General features: G+C 36.5%; 19 protein-coding genes. 17 read left to right on the plus strand and 2 right to left on the minus strand.

The window, feature by feature from the left end; all coding sequences use genetic code 11:
- Positions 1–37: 37 nt before the first annotated feature.
- Both AC22L0_RS04085 and AC22L0_RS04090 read left to right on the plus strand, forming a co-directional pair.
- Entirely contained in the window at positions 38–721 is a 684-nt protein-coding gene (locus AC22L0_RS04085) for a zinc metallopeptidase (protein ID WP_058839490.1), read from the plus strand.
- 102 nt (positions 722–823) lie between these two features.
- A complete protein-coding gene (locus AC22L0_RS04090) occupies positions 824–1,465 on the plus strand; it encodes a uracil-DNA glycosylase (protein ID WP_000876871.1) in 642 nt (213 codons plus the stop codon).
- A 28-nt stretch (positions 1,466–1,493) separates the two neighbouring features.
- On the opposite strand, the gene AC22L0_RS04095 is transcribed toward AC22L0_RS04090, so the two are convergent.
- On the minus strand, positions 1,494–2,375 hold the full coding sequence (locus AC22L0_RS04095; RefSeq protein ID WP_000202121.1) for a YitT family protein: 882 nt from the start codon (positions 2,373–2,375) through the stop codon (positions 1,494–1,496).
- Between the two features lie 490 nt (positions 2,376–2,865).
- On the opposite strand from AC22L0_RS04095, the gene AC22L0_RS04100 reads away from it, so the two are divergent.
- The 7 genes from AC22L0_RS04100 to AC22L0_RS04130 are packed head-to-tail and all read left to right on the plus strand — an operon-like array spanning position 2,866 to position 8,420.
- A complete protein-coding gene (locus tag AC22L0_RS04100) occupies positions 2,866–3,207 on the plus strand; it encodes a nucleotide pyrophosphohydrolase (protein ID WP_002108639.1) in 342 nt (113 codons plus the stop codon).
- Positions 3,207–4,007, plus strand: coding sequence for a dihydrodipicolinate reductase (gene dapB / locus AC22L0_RS04105; RefSeq protein WP_000658809.1), 801 nt, complete (start codon positions 3,207–3,209; stop codon positions 4,005–4,007). The genes AC22L0_RS04100 and dapB overlap by 1 nt, the downstream gene beginning before the upstream one ends.
- A gap of 14 nt (positions 4,008–4,021) precedes the next feature.
- Positions 4,022–4,417 (plus strand): methylglyoxal synthase, encoded by a 396-nt coding sequence (gene mgsA, locus AC22L0_RS04110; RefSeq protein WP_000684765.1) that lies wholly within the window; start codon positions 4,022–4,024, stop codon positions 4,415–4,417.
- Between the two features lie 11 nt (positions 4,418–4,428).
- Positions 4,429–5,133, plus strand: a complete 705-nt coding sequence (gene bshB1, locus AC22L0_RS04115) for a bacillithiol biosynthesis deacetylase BshB1 (RefSeq protein WP_000015673.1) — start codon at positions 4,429–4,431, stop codon at positions 5,131–5,133.
- On the plus strand, positions 5,130–6,275 hold the full coding sequence (bshA, locus tag AC22L0_RS04120; protein ID WP_000768305.1) for an N-acetyl-alpha-D-glucosaminyl L-malate synthase BshA: 1,146 nt from the start codon (positions 5,130–5,132) through the stop codon (positions 6,273–6,275). Before bshB1 ends, bshA begins: the two co-directional genes overlap by 4 nt.
- Positions 6,262–7,455: a CCA tRNA nucleotidyltransferase gene (locus AC22L0_RS04125; protein ID WP_000439323.1), complete on the plus strand. Its 1,194-nt coding sequence runs from the start codon at positions 6,262–6,264 to the stop codon at positions 7,453–7,455. Before bshA ends, AC22L0_RS04125 begins: the two co-directional genes overlap by 14 nt.
- Positions 7,440–8,420, plus strand: a complete 981-nt coding sequence (locus AC22L0_RS04130; protein ID WP_087966038.1) for a biotin--[acetyl-CoA-carboxylase] ligase — start codon at positions 7,440–7,442, stop codon at positions 8,418–8,420. Before AC22L0_RS04125 ends, AC22L0_RS04130 begins: the two co-directional genes overlap by 16 nt.
- A gap of 127 nt (positions 8,421–8,547) precedes the next feature.
- Here the strand turns inward: AC22L0_RS04130 and AC22L0_RS04135 are convergent, their stop codons facing one another.
- Positions 8,548–8,937 (minus strand): cupredoxin domain-containing protein, encoded by a 390-nt coding sequence (locus AC22L0_RS04135; protein ID WP_000062393.1) that lies wholly within the window; start codon positions 8,935–8,937, stop codon positions 8,548–8,550.
- A 483-nt stretch (positions 8,938–9,420) separates the two neighbouring features.
- Here AC22L0_RS04135 and panB point away from each other — a divergent pair, with 483 nt between their 5' ends.
- The 8 genes from panB (at position 9,421) to dnaD (ending at position 17,403) form a co-directional block, all read left to right on the plus strand.
- Positions 9,421–10,257 carry a 3-methyl-2-oxobutanoate hydroxymethyltransferase gene (gene panB, locus AC22L0_RS04140; protein ID WP_000851108.1) on the plus strand — a complete coding sequence of 279 codons (837 nt, stop codon included), beginning with the start codon at positions 9,421–9,423 and terminating at the stop codon, positions 10,255–10,257.
- Positions 10,257–11,105, plus strand: a complete 849-nt coding sequence (gene panC, locus AC22L0_RS04145) for a pantoate--beta-alanine ligase (protein WP_000707027.1) — start codon at positions 10,257–10,259, stop codon at positions 11,103–11,105. Before panB ends, panC begins: the two co-directional genes overlap by 1 nt.
- Positions 11,106–11,117: 12 nt before the next feature.
- Positions 11,118–11,501 carry an aspartate 1-decarboxylase gene (gene panD / locus AC22L0_RS04150; protein WP_000490182.1) on the plus strand — a complete coding sequence of 128 codons (384 nt, stop codon included), beginning with the start codon at positions 11,118–11,120 and terminating at the stop codon, positions 11,499–11,501.
- A 131-nt stretch (positions 11,502–11,632) separates the two neighbouring features.
- The gene (gene dinG, locus AC22L0_RS04155) at positions 11,633–14,437 is read left to right on the plus strand and encodes an ATP-dependent DNA helicase DinG (RefSeq protein WP_000044955.1); all 2,805 of its coding nucleotides are present in this window, start codon (positions 11,633–11,635) and stop codon (positions 14,435–14,437) included.
- A 250-nt stretch (positions 14,438–14,687) separates the two neighbouring features.
- Positions 14,688–14,858, plus strand: coding sequence for a YpmA family protein (locus tag AC22L0_RS04160; protein WP_000358352.1), 171 nt, complete (start codon positions 14,688–14,690; stop codon positions 14,856–14,858).
- Positions 14,859–14,865: 7 nt separating this feature from the next.
- Positions 14,866–15,369, plus strand: a complete 504-nt coding sequence (locus tag AC22L0_RS04165) for a cell wall elongation regulator TseB-like domain-containing protein (protein WP_000758739.1) — start codon at positions 14,866–14,868, stop codon at positions 15,367–15,369.
- A gap of 18 nt (positions 15,370–15,387) precedes the next feature.
- On the plus strand, positions 15,388–16,575 hold the full coding sequence (aspB, locus tag AC22L0_RS04170; protein ID WP_087966036.1) for an aspartate transaminase AspB: 1,188 nt from the start codon (positions 15,388–15,390) through the stop codon (positions 16,573–16,575).
- 120 nt (positions 16,576–16,695) lie between these two features.
- Entirely contained in the window at positions 16,696–17,403 is a 708-nt protein-coding gene (dnaD, locus tag AC22L0_RS04175; RefSeq protein WP_000728552.1) for a DNA replication protein DnaD, read from the plus strand.
- Positions 17,404–17,418 lie beyond the last annotated feature (15 nt).

Genomic DNA, 17,418 nt, shown 5'->3' on the forward strand with positions numbered 1-17,418 from the left:
ATGAGAAGTACTATAATTAAAACTTCAATGGAGGTTCATGATGTTTTATTTAATTTACTTCGCGATCATAATGATCATACCGTTGTATGCACAGTCAAGAGTACGTAGTGCCTATAGCAAGTATTCACAAGTTTATTCAACATCAGGTATGACAGGAGCGGAAGTGGCTCGAAAAATTTTAGATGAAAATGGATTATACAACGTAGCTGTAGAAGAAACACCAGGTCATTTATCAGACCATTATGATCCAACCGCTAAGACGGTTCGATTATCAACAGATAACTATTATGGACATTCAGTTGCTGGTACAGCAGTTGCAGCACACGAAGTAGGACATGCAATTCAAGATGCAAAAGATTATAAATTTATGCGCGTTCGTCATTCGTTAGTGCCAGTTGCAAACTTTGGTTCGAATATGTCTTGGATTTTCGTCCTAATCGGTATATTTGCACAAATGTCTGGTTTGTTGTTATTAGGTATCATTTTAATGGCAGCAGGTGTTGTGTTCCAGCTCGTTACATTGCCAGTTGAGTTTGATGCGTCAAAGCGCGCAATGCAACAAATTGAAGCGTTAGGTATTGTATCAACAGATGAATATGGGCAAGCTCGTAAAGTATTAAATGCGGCAGCATTAACATATGTAGCAGCTGCAGCTGTAGCGGTATTTGAATTATTACGTCTCGTATTAATGTATACTGGTATGCAGCGTAGCGACGACTAAAGACTATCAATTTTGATAGTCTTTTTTTGTTGTATGGATTGAATTATATAATGTATTGCAAATAGAAATAATAGAAGTAATGCGGAAAGGCGGTGGGGGGAAATGAAATATCCAGACCATTTAGTAAAACAAGTGCAAGAGCGCAGTGCTCCTTATCAACTAGAAGGTTTTTTAAGTGGACAAGGTCCTGAAAATCCCAAATTTATGTTGTTAGGAGAAGCGCCTGGTGAAACAGAAATTCATAATGGGATTCCGTTTAGCGGGAGGGCGGGAAAACAATTAATGGATTTTTTAGAGCGTATTGATGTTACAAGGGAAGAAGTATATATTACGAGCGCTGTTCGAAGTAGACCTTATAAATGGCGAGAGAAAAAAGAACGAAATGGTGAAATCATACAAAAAAAGTATAATAGAACGCCAAATCAGGGAGAAATAGTTGCCCATGCGCCTTTGTTAGATTATGAATTAGAGAAAATACATCCGAAGCTTATCGTCACGCTTGGAAATATCGGTCTTCAACGTTTAACAGGAAAAAATAAAAAAATCACAGATGTACACGGGCAATTATTAAAACAGCCCATTCAAAAATTAAAGGATATGCAAAGTGCAGAGTTTACATGGTCAGAGAAAGAATATCATGTTTTTCCGACTTTTCATCCAGCTTCCATTTTTTATAATCGGAGTTTATTGGAGCTTATTCATGAGGATTTTGAGAAGCTTAAAAGACTTGTAATAAAAAACTAGAAAAGCTAAGGCGCTTTTCTAGTTACATTTAATTATGTAAAGGGTTTTTATTTTCATCTAACGTAAATCCTTCACCAACTACATCATGTACATCACTTACAGCGACAAAAGCATGAGGATCTACAGAAGTAATGATATTCTTTAATTTCACGATTTCATTTTTAGCAACAACGCAATACAATACGTTACGTTCCACTTTTGTATACGATCCAACAGCTTTTAAAAAGGTTGCTCCACGCTCCATTTCAGATAAAATTTTGGCAGCAATTTCATCGTTTTTCTCTGAGATAATAGTCGCTCCTTTGGCAGCATAAGCTCCTTCTTGCATAAAATCAATGACTTTAGCACCGATAAAAACAGCAACTAGCGTATACATGCCCTCGCGGTATGATAAATAGGTAAGAATAGAGACTACGATAACGACAGCATCAAACATAAACATTGTTTTCCCCATACTCCAGCCAACATATTTGTGAGCTAGTCGTGCGATAATATCTACACCGCCAGTAGTCCCGCCATATTTAAATATTATTCCAAGGCCGATACCGATAAATGCCCCGGCGAATAAAGCTGCGAGTGTCATATCATTTTGCAAGTTTAAATGTAAGTTGAGTACTTCGTAACGCTGGAAAATCCATAGAAATAAAGATACGCTAAAGGTGCCAATTAATGTATATAAAAATGTCGTTCTGCCAAGTAACCTCCAACCAATAAAAAATATAGGGATATTTAAAATTAAGTTTGAGTAGGAAGGATCAAACTTAAATAAAAAATACAATAATAGTGTAATACCAGTAAACCCACCCTCTGCAAGGTGGTTTTCAATATTGATATTGACAATACCGAAAGAAAATATAGCGGAACCGATTAAAATAAAAATAATATTTCGCATCTTCAATTTTGATGTCATATAGAAATCCCCCTAATTATGTAATGATTGCATTGCTCCGCTGAAACAGTAAAACATAATAATAAGTAATTTCTAGTTGCTAGTGAAAATAGTAAGAACTTGATTGATGTGGGCTGATCTTTTGTGAAAAGCACAAAAGAAGGTTTCACTTTATCCCGCTCTAACGGCTGATAGGAGATGAAGCAAAGAAGAGGGGCAAACCAGCCGTAGGAACTCGATTAGTTCAACTAATCTTGTGCAAAAAGCGCAAAAGAAGTTTCACTTTACCCCGTACCAACGGCTGGTAGGAGATAAAGCTCTGAAGAAAGGCGAACCAGCCGTAGGAACCCGATTAGTTCAACTAATCTTTTGCAAAAAAACGCAAAAGAAGTTTCACTTTATTATAGTCTATCCAAAAATGGGTCGCAAATAGGTGTTTGGCGGGGAATAATATTTGTCAAATCGCGATGAATTGGCTAACATGAAAGAGGAAGGATTAGAGGTGAATAGTATGGAAGCAAAAACGATGAAAGATATGCAGAAAGAAGTAGATGCATATATTGGTCAGTTTAAAGAAGGTTATTTCAGTCCGCTTGCAATGATGGCTCGTTTAACGGAAGAAATGGGAGAGCTTGCAAGAGAGGTAAATCATTATTATGGTGAGAAACCGAAGAAAACAACTGAAAAAGAAAGAAGTATTGAAGAAGAGCTTGGAGATGTATTATTTGTTATGATTTGTATGGCAAATAGTTTAAATATTGATTTAGAGACAGCACATAACATTGTAATGAATAAATTTAATACACGTGATAAAGATCGCTGGACACGTATTGATGAGGGAGAGAAAGAATAATGAAAGAAATTAAAGTAATTATCGCCGGACCAAGAGGACGTATGGGACATGAAGCAGTTCTTCTTATGGAAAGAACGGAACATTTTAATTTAGTAGCAGCAGTGGATTATAAGCATGGTGGTGAGAAGATTTCTGATTTACCTGGCATGCCAGCATTACATGCACCGATTTACGCTGATTTACATACTTGTTTAGATGAAGTAGAAGCAGATGTGTTGTTAGATTTAACAACACCAGAAGTGGGGAAACAACACGTTACACTTGCAGTTGAGCGTGGACTTCGTTCGGTTATTGGTACAACTGGATTTACAGAAGAAGAATTGGCACGTTTAACAGAGAATGCAAAAGAAAAAGCAGTAGGAACAATTATTGCTCCAAACTTTGCAATTGGTGCAGTTCTTATGATGAAATTCTCACAAATGGCAGCGAAATATTTCCAAGATGTTGAGGTAATTGAATTACATCATGATCAAAAATTAGACGCACCATCTGGTACAGCTGTAAAAACGGTAGAGTTAATTCGTCAAAATCGTGAATCAAAGCAGCAAGGTCATCCAAAAGAAGTAGAGCAACTAGCAGGTGCACGTGGTGCAAATGTAGACGGTATTCACATTCATAGTGTACGTTTGCCAGGGCTTATTGCACACCAAGAAGTAATGTTCGGTGGAGATGGACAAATGTTAACAGTTCGTCATGATTCATTCAATCGTGCATCATTTATGTCAGGTGTAAAACTATCAATTGAGACAGTAATGAACCTTGATCATCTTGTGTACGGTTTAGAAAATATTATCGACTAAAGGGGAGACAACGGATGAAAATTGCCTTAATCGCACATGACAAAAAGAAAAATGATATGGTTTCGTTTGCATACGCATATAAACCAATTTTTGAACAACATGAATTATTTGCAACAGGAACGACAGGGCTTCGTATTATGGAAGCGACTGGATTAGTTGTAACAAGATATCAATCTGGCCCTCTTGGTGGAGATCAAGAAATTGGTGCAATGATTGCAAAGAACGATTTAGATATGGTGATTTTCTTCCGCGATCCATTAACAGCACAGCCGCATGAACCGGATGTGAATGCATTGCTTCGTTTATGTGATGTATATGCGATTCCACTTGCAACGAATATGGCAAGTGCTGAAATGTTAATGCACGCATTAGAGCGAGGAGATTTAGATTATCGTAAGTTAAGAAAATGAGGGGAACAATTATGAGTGGATTACATATATTAGCGTTTGGTGCTCATGCCGATGATGTTGAAATCGGCATGGCTGGTACCATCGCTAAATATACAAAGCAAGGGTATGAAGTAGGTATTTGTGATTTAACAGAAGCTGATCTTTCTTCAAATGGAACGATAGAGTTGAGAAAAGAAGAAGCGAAGGTTGCAGCTCGTATAATGGGAGTAAAAACGAGGCTGAATTTAGCGATGCCAGACCGTGGTTTGTATATGAAAGAAGAGTATATACGTGAAATTGTCAAGGTGATCCGTACATATAAACCAAAACTAGTTTTTGCACCGTACTATGAAGATCGCCATCCAGATCATGCAAATTGTGCAAAGCTTGTGGAAGAGGCTATTTTTTCAGCAGGAATCCGTAAATATATGCCGGAACTTTCACCACATCGTGTGGAGTCTTTTTATAATTATATGATTAATGGTTTTCATAAACCGAATTTTTGTATAGATATAAGTGAGTACCTCTCTATAAAGGTGGAAGCATTAGAAGCGTATGAAAGTCAGTTTTCAACAGGGAGCGATGGTGTTAAGACACCGTTAACAGAAGGTTACGTTGAAACTGTAATCGCTCGTGAGAAGATGTTTGGAAAAGAAGTTGGAGTCTTGTATGCCGAGGGATTTATGAGTAAGAAACCGGTTTTATTACATGCTGATTTATTAGGGGGATGTAAATGAAATTAAAAATAGGTATTACATGTTATCCTTCTGTAGGTGGTTCTGGAGTTGTTGGAACAGAATTAGGAAAGCAATTGGCGGAACGTGGGCATGAAATTCACTTTATTACATCGGGTTTACCATTCCGGTTAAATAAAGTATATCCAAACATTTATTTTCATGAAGTGACGGTAAATCAATACTCTGTATTTCAATATCCACCATACGATTTAGCGTTAGCAAGTAAAATGGCCGAGGTTGCACAAAGAGAAAACTTAGACATTTTACATGTGCATTACGCAATACCACATGCAATTTGTGCATATTTAGCAAAACAAATGATCGGAGAGCGTATTAAAATTGTTACAACCTTACATGGAACAGATATTACTGTGTTAGGTTCCGACCCTTCGTTAAATAATTTAATTCGTTTTGGTATTGAGCAATCGGATGTTGTCACTGCTGTCTCGCATTCATTAATTAACGAAACACATGAGCTTGTAAAACCAAGTAAAGAAATTCAAACGGTATATAACTTTATAGACGAACGTGTATATTTCAAGCGTAATATGTCTCAATTAAAGAAAGAATACGGTATAAGTGAGAGTGAAAAAGTACTTATTCATATTTCGAATTTCCGTAAAGTGAAACGTGTGCAGGATGTTGTTCAGGCATTTGCTAAAATTGTTAAAGAAGTAGATGCGAAGTTGCTTCTTGTTGGAGACGGACCAGAATTCTGTACGATTTTACAGATAGTGAAGAATTTACATATTGAAGATCGCGTTTTATTCCTAGGGAAGCAAGATAATGTTGCAGAACTACTTGCGATGAGTGATTTAATGTTGCTTCTATCAGAGAAGGAAAGTTTTGGTCTTGTTTTATTAGAAGCAATGGCGTGTGGTGTACCTTGTATCGGAACGCGGGTTGGAGGTATTCCAGAGGTTATTCAACACGGGGAAACAGGATATTTATGTGAAGTTGGCGATACAACAGGAGTGGCAAATCAAGCTATTCAGCTATTAAAGGACGAGGAACTTCACCGTAATATGGGAGAACGAGCAAGAGAAAGTGTTTATGAGCAATTTCGCTCAGAAAAAATTGTTTCACAATATGAAACGATTTACTATGACGTACTAAGGGATGACAAAAATGGAAAGATTTAAAAAAGCTAGTTCTATTATTGAGACATTAAAGCAACAAGGACATGAGGCTTACTTTGTTGGTGGGAGCGTACGAGATCTTATTATCGATAGGCCGATTGGAGATATTGATATTGCGACATCTGCTCTACCAGAAGAAGTGATGGCTATATTCCCAAGAAATGTTCCTGTTGGTCTTGAGCATGGAACTGTAATTGTTGTAGAAAATGGTGAGCCTTATGAGGTAACTACTTTTCGAACAGAAAGCGAATATGAAGATTTTCGAAGACCTAGTAGTGTTCAATTTGTTCGTTCATTAGAAGAGGATTTAAAACGTCGTGATTTCACGATGAATGCAATTGCTATGACAGAAGAAGGCAAAATGGTTGATTTATTTGCTGGACAGGAAGCCATTCAACAGAGAAAAATTGTGACAGTTGGAAATGCTGCGGATCGTTTTCAAGAAGATGCCCTGCGAATGATGCGTGGTATTCGGTTTGTAAGCACGTTAGGTTTTTCATTAGAAATGAAAACGAAGCAAGCGATTGAAACGCATGGGCATTTGCTAGAACATATAGCAATTGAGCGTATTACAGTAGAGTTTGAGAAACTGTTAACTGGTACATATTGTGTGAAAGGTCTCAAAGAATTAGTAGAGACGAAGCTATTTTCTCATTTGCCATATTTACAAATGTCAGAAGAGAGACTGTTAAAAGCTACGCAGTATAAATGGGATTCTTTCGAAACGGATATTGAGGCGTGGGCATTTTTCTTATATTGTATCGGAGAAGAACATCCAGCTGTCTTTTTACGTCAATGGAAGTTTTCGAATAAAAAAATAAAAGATATTGTTGCAGTTTTATTGGCAATTCGTACTAGAAAGGAGAAGGATTGGGATACAGTCCTTCTTTATAAAACGGGAATTCATATCGCTGAAATGGCAGAGAGAGTATATGAAGCGATGATTGAAAGCTATGACCCTACATCTGTTGAACGAGTACAATTAATGTTTCATGCATTGCCAATCCAGGAACGTCAAGAAATGAATGTGACTGGTAATGATTTATTAAACTGGGCAAACAAAAAGCCTGGTCCGTGGGTTGCTGAAATGCTTCAGAAAATCGAAGAAGCAATCGTACAAGGAAACGTAGTTAATGAGAAAGAGCGTATAAGGGAGTGGCTGCAAGGATGCAATCTACTATAAGAAAGCAGTTATTGCAAGTTTTTTCTGAAGCGGATGGCGAGTTTGTATCCGGCCAAACAATTAGTGATAAACTTGGTTGTTCAAGAACTGCTGTGTGGAAACATATGGAGGATCTGCGGAGTGAGGGATATGAACTTGAAGCTGTGCGCCGATTAGGTTACCGAATTGCAAGTAAGCCAGACAAAGTGACTGCTAATGAAATTCAGTTAGGGCTACAAACGAAGCGGATTGGTAGAACAGTGTATTTTGAAGAAACTGTTGAATCAACGCAGCACATTGCAGCAAAACTTGCTTATGAAGGTGCAGAAGAAGGAACTGTCGTTATAGCAGAAGAACAAACAGCGGGAAGAGGTCGTTTAAGCAGAAAATGGCATTCACCAAAAGGAACAGGGATTTGGATGAGTATTATTTTACGCCCGTCAATCCCAGTTCATCATGCACCGCAACTTACTTTGTTAGCGGCTGTTAGTGTTGCACAGGCAATTGAAAAATGTACAGGTGTAAACGTAGGAATAAAATGGCCAAATGATATTTTAATTCAAGGTAAAAAGGCTGTAGGTATATTAACAGAAATGCAAGCGGATCCTGATAAAATTAATGCTGTCATTATGGGCATCGGTATTAATGCGAATCAAAAGCAAGAACATTTTGATGAAGAAATTCAGCACATCGCTACTTCATTAGCGATTGAATCAGGTAAGCCGATTGTTCGTGCAGAACTTATGCAACAAATCTATTTACAACTAGAAAAATTATATGAAGAATATTTACAAAATGGTTTCTCTGTCATTAAAATTCTTTGGGAAAGTTACGCTGTGAGCATCGGGAAAGAAATTACCGCTCGAACGATGAGAGAGACAATTACGGGGTTAGCAAAAGGAATCACAGAGGATGGTGTATTACTTCTGGAGGATCATGAGGGGAAAGTACATCATATTCATTCTGCAGATATCGAAATTAAGTAAAAGAAGTTCCTCTTTTGGAACTTCTTTTTATTTCAATAGTTTTGAGTTGAATTTGTAACATGATAATAACTTCTTTTCATATTTAAAGTTCATTTTAAAATAGCTTCCGTCGAGTTGACCTGGCATGTTATTTGACGATTACTTTGCCTGTCATTCCTTTAAGAAGATGGTATCGACATATTAATTCATATGTACCAGTATTTTTAGGTTTCACGGTAATATTCTTTTCTTTTCCTGACTGGACTACGACGTCAATACCGAGTTTTTTCACTGTAAAGGTGTGCTCGTTTTTACCTTTATTTTTCAATAGTAATGTTGTTGATCCTTCAAGCGGAATCGTGATGACATTTGGATTAAAGTAATCATCATTTAGTTCAACCTCAATCACTTTCGTTAAATCGGTGGGTTGTGTTACGACATGAACTGAGGCAAATACTTGGGAGGATCCTAAAGACATCCACCATACAATCATTACAAGCAAACTGCTGAATCGAAATAACCACCTGTTCATAGACATCTGCAATTCTCCTTTGTTAAGTACTTTCCTCAATTAACCTGCATCATTAGTTTAAGAGTTATACTATATAGTTAAATTGATTACAGAAAAAATTAACTTGGACTTTTTTAACATGCGTTGAAAAAACATGTATCTTTTCAGGATTGAATTATCCATAAAAACTGTATAGCATATATACTCTCGTGTTAAATTTCATATACCGTAATAAGAATAAAAAATTATTTTTTCGAAAAAATGTAGTAATTCCTTTTTGTAGTTTGCTATAATTAGTTCGAATGTGGGCAGTATCAGAGCGAACTGCACCATGATTCGAAGTCATACGAAAAATAATAACTTGGATTCTGCCTTGATCCAATAACGGACTGGGACAGAGGGATGAATAATGCCGACTAACACACAACCCTTCTGCCCTTTTATGGCCAGAGGGGTTTTTTTATATGATTTCGGCCATCTCCTCTCTCCTGCATAAAGGAGGAGTAGTTTTTGAAAACAAAAACAGATTTTTTGAAGATGAAAGAGCAAGGTGAGCCGATTACAATGCTAACGGCGTATGATTATCCATCTGCTAAATTAGCAGAAGAAGCTGAAGTTGATATGATTCTAGTTGGAGATTCTCTTGGAATGGTTGTACTCGGATACGATTCAACAGTACCTGTAACAGTAGAGGATATGATTCATCATACGAAAGCTGTACGCCGCGGAGCGAAAGAGACGTTTATTGTAACTGATATGCCATTTATGTCGTATCACGTATCATTACAAGAAACGATGGTGAATGCACGCCGCATCGTTCAAGAGAGCGGGGCACACGCACTGAAGGTAGAAGGTGCTGGAGAAGTTATATCGACGATTCAATATTTGACGAACGCAGGAATTCCTGTTGTAGCGCATTTAGGTTTAACCCCTCAATCTGTAGGAGTGTTGGGTGGATATAAAGTGCAAGGAAAAGATGCGGAGAGTGCAAAAAAATTAATAGAAGATGCAAAGAAATGTGAAGAAGCTGGTGCAATAGCGCTTGTGTTAGAATGTGTACCAATGCAGTTAGCAGAACTTATTTCAGAGCAACTAACAATACCGACAATTGGGATTGGCGCAGGACAAAAAGTAGATGGGCAAGTGCTTGTTTATCATGATCTTATCTCATACGGCGTAAATCGTGTTCCGAAATTTGTGAAGCAATATACGTCTGTTCAAGAGGAGATTGTGCGTGGGATTTCACAATATGTTACTGAAGTAAAGACAAGGCAATTTCCTGAAGAAAAACATTCGTTCACAATGAAAGAGGAAGAATGCTTAGCGTTATATGGAGGAAAACAATAATGAAAATCGTAACTACAGTGCAAGAGATGCAGCAAATTACGAGCGAACTTCGTGCAAGTGGAAAGAGTATTGGTTTTGTTCCAACAATGGGTTATTTACATGAAGGCCATGCTACTTTATTACGTAAGGCAAGAGAAGAAAATGAAACTGTAGTTTTAAGTGTATTTGTAAACCCACTACAATTTGGCCCAAATGAAGATTTAGATCGATATCCTCGTGATATTGATAGAGATGAAAATGTAGCAAAAGAAAACGGTGTAGATTATTTATTTTATCCGAGTGTAGAAGAAATGTATCCAGCAGAACAAACAACAACGGTAGAAGTTGTGAAGCGCACGGACGTATTATGCGGTCAACAAAGACCTGGTCATTTTGCTGGTGTTGCAACTGTACTAATGAAACTATTTAATATTACGCTGCCAAAGCGTGCTTATTTCGGTATGAAAGATGCTCAACAAGTTGCAGTAATTGAAGGGTTTGTAACTGATTTCAATATTCCAGTTACAATCGTACCAGTTGATATTGTAAGGGAAGAAGATGGTTTAGCGAAAAGTTCTCGTAACGTGTACCTATCACAAGATGAACGTGAAGAAGCTCTTCATTTATACCGCAGCCTATGTATAGCGAAAGAAAGAATTGAGGCAGGTGAACGTAATCCCGAAATCATTACAAATCTTGTGAAAGAGTATATTGAGACGCATACGAAAGGCACTGTAGATTATGCAGATTTATATGCATATCCGTCATTAACAATGGTAGAGAAAGTCAAAGGAAGAATCATTTTAGCTATTGCAGTTAAGTTTGAAAATGTAAGATTAATTGACAATATAACATTAACAGTTAAATAAGGGGGAGCATCTATGTTTCGCACAATGATGAGAGCAAAGTTACATCGTGCAACTGTAACGGAGGCAAATTTAAATTATGTAGGTAGTATTACAATTGATGAAGACTTAATGGATGCAGTAAATATTGTAGAAAACGAAAAAGTCCAAATTGTAAATAATAATAATGGTGCTCGCTTAGAGACATACGTTATTAAAGGGGAACGCGGTAGTGGTGTTGTTTGTTTAAACGGTGCTGCGGCAAGGCTTGTACAACCAGGGGACAAAGTAATTATTATTTGTTATGGGCTAGTTACGGAAGAAGAGATTCATAAACAAGAACCAAAAATTGCAGTATTAGACGATAATAATCAAATTATTGAAATGTTAGGTGCTGAAAAAGCGGGTACGATATTATAAGTAGAAAGGCTATCTCCATTGCGGAGATAGCTTTTTTGTGCATCTTTTCATTAAGATGAGATAAAACGTGGTATAGTAACATTATATAAATTATTGTTGTTTGAAAGGTAAGAAATTGAGGTGTTACATATATGAGTAAGCGTTATGTCGTTGTTGATTTAGAGACGACAGGGAACTCCTGGAAAGATGGGAAGGATAAAATTACCCAAATTGCAGCTGTTGTAGTAGAAGATGGAGAGATATTGGAGATTTTTTCGTCTTTTGTTAACCCAAAGAGAGAGATCCCACCATTTATTACAGAATTAACAGGGATTGATGAAAGTCTTGTAAAACAAGCCCCGTTATTTCAAGATGTAGCCCCGATGATTGTTGAGCTATTACAAGGTGCGGCTTTCGTTGCGCATAATGTTCACTTTGATTGGAATTTTTTAAATGAAGAATTAAGGCAAGCTGGATATACAGAAATACATTGTCCGAAAATCGACACGGTTGAATTGGCTCAAATTCTTTTGCCGACAGCCGATAGTTATAAATTACGTGATTTAGCTAAGAAGCATGAACTAGAGCACGATCAACCACATCGTGCGGATAGTGATGCTCTTGCAACAGCGGAATTATTTTTACAATTTTTAAATGAAATTGAAAAGTTACCACTTGTCACGTTGCAATCGCTTTATGAATTAAGTGATGTGTTCCAAAGCGATATAGCTGATGTGCTTTCTGAAAATATTTTAAAGAAAGTAATGCACGGTAAAGAAGATATAGCGGAGTATGAAATACATCGAAATATTGCGCTGAAAAAGCGGAACTATTCCTTAAACCTTGGAGAAACGTGTTCATCAAAGTTTGATGCTTTCTTGAATAAAACGATGGATAAATTGGAATCACATATGCCAAAGTTTGAAAGAAGAGAAAGTCAACAACTGATGATGAAAGAGATATATACGGCGTTAAGAGATTCTCGTTTTTCACTAATTGAAGCGGGTACAGGAACAGGAAAGACTCTTGCTTATTTGCTTCCCAGTCTTTATTTTGCAAAGAGAAAAGAAGAACCTGTCATTATAAGTACACAAACGGTACAACTCCAACAACAAATATTAGAAAAAGAAATTCCGTTATTACAAAAAATAATGCCATTTTCATTTGAGGCAGCTCTTCTAAAAGGAAGAAAGCATTATTTATGCTTACATAAATTTGAGTATGCTTTGCAAGAGGAAGAAAAAAATTATGATATGGCACTTACGAAGGCGAAGATTTTAGTTTGGCTATTGCAAACTGAAACAGGTGATCGAGACGAATTAAATATTCCTGAGGGCGGAAAGTTACTTTGGAATCGTATTTGTAGCGATGCGTATAGTCCAGGCGGTATGCAAAGTAATTGGTTTAGTCGTTGTTTTTATCAGCGAGCGAAGAATAAAGCTTTATTTGCAGATATCGTTATTACAAATCATGCGTTATTATTTCAAGATTTTTCAAGTGAAGAACCGTTGTTTGCTTCATGCGAACATATTATTTTTGATGAAGCTCACCATATTGAAGAAGCTGCGAGTAGAACATTGGGTGAACAGTTCTCTTGTATGTATTTTCAATTGGTTATATCTCGTCTTGGGACGCTAGAAACAGAAGATGTACTCTCCAAAGTATATAAAATGATGAAAAAATCAGAGCAAGCATCTCGTTCAACTTTCCGTATGATAAGTTATAGTTTGAAGGAACTTAAGTTTGATGCGGATGAACTCTTCCAAATGTTACGTACTTTTATATTTAAACAAACAAAGCAAGAGCAAGGAACGAATAATATGCCGCTCATCTATAGGTATAACGCAGAACTAGAAAAAGGTAAGTTGTGGGATAGTATCGTCGAATTAACAAATCGTTTTATATATGAATTAAGAAGGGTAGTAACTGCTCTTGAGAAGCAAGTTGATATATTGCAAAGTAAGTTAGAATGGGAGATGCATGTTGTAACAGGTGAATTTATGCATTTAATTGAGTTGCTGAGAAAGATGGCAGAATCATTACAGTTACTCGTATTAGAAAAGAATTCGTATGTAACTTGGATGGAGACTGAAACTAAAGGGACGATTCATTCAACAGTTCTATACGCACAGCCTGTCCATATTGGTGAAAGATTTGCTGATGAATTTTTAACAGAAAAAAAGAGTGTTATTTTTACATCCGCAACACTAACAGTTAACGATACGTTTGATTATATAAAAGAGGAACTTGGTTTACATGATTTCGCTCCAAATACTTTAAAGGTTCCGTCACCATTTCGTTATGATGAACAGATGAAATTAATGGTTTCAACGGATGTACCTTTTATTAAGCAAGTAAGTAATGAGCGATATATTGAATCTGTATCGGAACATATTGCAAAGATAGCAAAAGCCACAAAAGGCAGAATGCTCGTTTTATTCACTTCGTATGAAATGTTAAAAGAAGCGTATGCGAATTTAAAAAATAATGATGAATTAGAGGGTTATTTATTACTCACCCAAAGTGTGAATAATAGAAGTCGAAGCCGCTTAATTCGAAAGTTTCAAGAGTTCGACAAATCAATTTTATTAGGGACGAGCAGTTTCTGGGAAGGAATAGATATTCCTGGAGATGCCTTAAGTTGTCTTGTTATAGTCCGTCTACCATTTACACCTCCTCATCAGCCGATGATGGAAGCGAAAGGTGAGTGGCTAAAAAATCAAGGTGAAGATGTATTCGCTAAATTAGCGCTCCCACAAGCAATATTACGTTTCAAACAAGGATTCGGCCGCTTAATTCGAACGAATACAGATACAGGAACGGTAGTAGTGTTAGATCGTCGTTTGACGAGTTCTTCCTATGGAAAACGATTTCTACAATCGATTCCTAACGTACCTCTTTATGAAGGACCATTAGAAGAATTGTTAGTACAATTAGAAGAACCATTAAATGAATAAAAATGGAAGAAAAATACGCCTGAAGTACTTATAAACTTCAGGCGTAAAAAATGTGGGTAGGAGGAATTTTATTTTTCTTACTTCTTGTATACAAAATGTGTTGGTTTTCGACTTGAAACCTTTTTTTGCTGTACATGTCCTGCTATAATAGATGGGTGATGAAGCAGGGGTTGTAAAGAATGTACTCTTATTGTAACCGCATTGCGTTCTTCTATAATTAGAAATTTTTGTGTAACGGAGGAGTTTTTTCATGGATAAGAAAATCGAAGTACTATCAACGACGCGTATTAAATATTCGTCGGATTTGTATAAAATTGTTGATAGTTTAAATCGTACGTTAAAAGAGCAGGACCTCATGTTCGGACTAGCATTAGACGAAAAAGATAAAGAAACAGCTGTATTTACGATTTACAGAACGTAGTGATACAATGAAAAAGTGGATTTTTGCAATCATTATTGTTATCGTTGCTAGCGGAATATATGGGGCGTATGTTTATAATAAAGCGATGGGAAAGAAAATTCCAAAAGAGTCGAAATTTGTAGAAATTGCTAAAGAAAAAGCAAAGCTTACAAAGGTGAAATCTGTTGATTATTACAACGGAAAATCTGCATATATAGTCGTGCAAGGTACAGATGAAAAGGGAGAACAACTTATCGTTTGGGTGCCTGAGAAAAAAGGGGATACTGTAGTAAGGAAAAAGAGCGAAGGTATTTCTGAAAAAGAGGCTATACAAAGAACAATAGAGCAAGTCGGCAATGAAAGTAAGGAATCAAAAAGTAAGCCGAAAGAGATTATGAAAGTGAAATTAGGCTTTGAAAATGATGTACCACTATGGGAAGTTACATATATTGATGATGACAATCGTTATAGTTATTACTATCTTGAATTTAAAGATGGAAAATTTTTAAGACGATATAGCATTGAAAAATAGATGTAGGGGGAACTACAAATGAAATTAGCAAAGCGAGTAGCTGCTTTAACACCGTCTTCAACTTTAGAAATTACAGCAAAGGCACAAGCATTAAAAGCAGAGGGTCATGATGTAATTGCATTAGGGGCAGGGGAACCTGACTTTAATACACCAGAGCATATTATGGATGCTGCACATAAAGCGATGTTAGAAGGGCATACGAAGTATACACCAACAGGTGGATTACAATCGTTAAAACAAGAAATTGTGAAGAAATTTACTCGCGATCAAGGTATTGCGTATAATCCATCTGAAATTATTGTATGTAATGGTGCAAAGCATGCATTATATACATTATTCCAAGTATTACTTGATGAGGGAGATGAAGTTATCATCCCAACTCCTTACTGGGTAAGCTATCCAGAGCAAGTAAAGCTTGCTGGCGGTAAGCCGGTTTATGTAGAAGGTTTAGAAGACAATGAGTACAAAATTACAGCAAAGCAGCTGCGTGAGGCAATTACAGAGAAAACGAAAGCAGTTATTATTAATTCACCGAGCAATCCAACAGGAATGATTTATAGCAAAGAAGAATTACAACAGCTTGGAGAAGTATGTTTAGAACATGATATTTTAATCGTTTCTGATGAAATTTATGAAAAATTAATTTATGGTGGCGTAGAATATACTTCAATTGCCCAGCTTTCTAATGCATTAAAAGAACAAACACTTATTATTAATGGTGTATCTAAATCTCATTCTATGACAGGATGGCGTATTGGATATGCTGCAGGAAATAAGCAGCTTATTAAAGCAATGACGAATTTAGCGAGTCATAGTACGTCAAACCCTACTTCAATCGCTCAATACGGCGCAATTGCGGCATATGCAGGCTCACAAGAACCTGTGGAAACAATGCGTCAAGCCTTTGAAGAGAGATTAAACATCATTTATGATAAATTAATTCAAATCCCTGGCTTTACTTGTATTAAACCGCAAGGGGCATTTTACTTATTCCCTAACGTAAAAGAAGCTGTAGCTTTATCAGGATATGCAACAGTTGATGATTGGGCAAAAGCTCTATTAGAAGAGGAAAAAGTGGCTCTTGTACCAGGTACAGGATTTGGTGCTCCAAATAATGTTCGTTTATCATATGCGACATCTCTTGAACAAGTAGAGAAAGCATTAGAGCGCATCCATACATTTATGAAAAGTAAAGTGCAAGCTTAATTTTATATTTCATTCATGTAATATAAAAAACCTCCCTATTAATGGGGAGGTTTTTTTGACGGATTGTGGCAAAAAGAAATAGCTAAAGGTGTGTTATACTAGAGAGCGAGGTGTTTGGTGATGAAAAAGAAAATGATGTTACAGTGGTTTGAGCAGGGAAGCATTGCAATTCCAAAATTGCTTATGATGCATTATAAAAAATTAGGTTTAAATGAGACGGAATTTATGGTTGTACTTCATGTACACACATTTTTAGAATCAGGTAATTCGTTTCCGACTCCTTCAGAGATTTCTGAACGGATGACGATAACGGAAATGAAATGTATGGAAGTAATTCAGACGTTGATTCAAAAAGGTTTTTTATCACTAGAAGGTGGACAAAGATCAGAAGCGATGATGTGCGAAAGTTATTCTTTACAACCGTTATGGGAAAAAATATTACATTTCTTAATGGATGAATCAATAGAGGAAGAGCAAAAAGAAAAAAAACAGCTACAAGTAAATTTATATACAGTATTTGAAAAAGAATTTGGAAGACCACTTTCGCCGTTCGAATGTGAAACGTTAGGGATGTGGGAGGACCAAGATCAACATCATCCAAATTTAATTCAAGCGGCTCTTAGAGAAGCTGTAATGAGTGGAAAACTAAATTTCCGATATATTGATCGTATTTTATTTGAGTGGAAAAAGAATGGAATTAAAACGGTAGATCAGGCTCAAAATCAAGGTCAAAAATTTAGAGCGAATCAACAAAGGGCACAACAAATGACAAAACAAGAGACGAAATTTACTGGAAAAGTGCCTTTTTATAATTGGTTGGAGCAGTAATATAGGAGGAAAAAT

Source organism: Bacillus sp. LQ01 (genome assembly GCF_057624735.1).

Coding starts and splice junctions, on each gene's coding strand:
- AC22L0_RS04085 (WP_058839490.1), top strand. CDS start 38: ATGATGTTTTATTTAATTTACTTCGCGATCATAATGATCATACCGTTG.
- AC22L0_RS04090 (WP_000876871.1), top strand. CDS start 824: ATGAAATATCCAGACCATTTAGTAAAACAAGTGCAAGAGCGCAGTGCT.
- AC22L0_RS04095 (WP_000202121.1), bottom strand. CDS start 2,375: ATGACATCAAAATTGAAGATGCGAAATATTATTTTTATTTTAATCGGT.
- AC22L0_RS04100 (WP_002108639.1), top strand. CDS start 2,866: ATGGAAGCAAAAACGATGAAAGATATGCAGAAAGAAGTAGATGCATAT.
- dapB (WP_000658809.1), top strand. CDS start 3,207: ATGAAAGAAATTAAAGTAATTATCGCCGGACCAAGAGGACGTATGGGA.
- mgsA (WP_000684765.1), top strand. CDS start 4,022: ATGAAAATTGCCTTAATCGCACATGACAAAAAGAAAAATGATATGGTT.
- bshB1 (WP_000015673.1), top strand. CDS start 4,429: ATGAGTGGATTACATATATTAGCGTTTGGTGCTCATGCCGATGATGTT.
- bshA (WP_000768305.1), top strand. CDS start 5,130: ATGAAATTAAAAATAGGTATTACATGTTATCCTTCTGTAGGTGGTTCT.
- AC22L0_RS04125 (WP_000439323.1), top strand. CDS start 6,262: ATGGAAAGATTTAAAAAAGCTAGTTCTATTATTGAGACATTAAAGCAA.
- AC22L0_RS04130 (WP_087966038.1), top strand. CDS start 7,440: ATGCAATCTACTATAAGAAAGCAGTTATTGCAAGTTTTTTCTGAAGCG.
- AC22L0_RS04135 (WP_000062393.1), bottom strand. CDS start 8,937: ATGTCTATGAACAGGTGGTTATTTCGATTCAGCAGTTTGCTTGTAATG.
- panC (WP_000707027.1), top strand. CDS start 10,257: ATGAAAATCGTAACTACAGTGCAAGAGATGCAGCAAATTACGAGCGAA.
- panD (WP_000490182.1), top strand. CDS start 11,118: ATGTTTCGCACAATGATGAGAGCAAAGTTACATCGTGCAACTGTAACG.
- dinG (WP_000044955.1), top strand. CDS start 11,633: ATGAGTAAGCGTTATGTCGTTGTTGATTTAGAGACGACAGGGAACTCC.
- AC22L0_RS04160 (WP_000358352.1), top strand. CDS start 14,688: ATGGATAAGAAAATCGAAGTACTATCAACGACGCGTATTAAATATTCG.
- AC22L0_RS04165 (WP_000758739.1), top strand. CDS start 14,866: ATGAAAAAGTGGATTTTTGCAATCATTATTGTTATCGTTGCTAGCGGA.
- aspB (WP_087966036.1), top strand. CDS start 15,388: ATGAAATTAGCAAAGCGAGTAGCTGCTTTAACACCGTCTTCAACTTTA.
- dnaD (WP_000728552.1), top strand. CDS start 16,696: ATGAAAAAGAAAATGATGTTACAGTGGTTTGAGCAGGGAAGCATTGCA.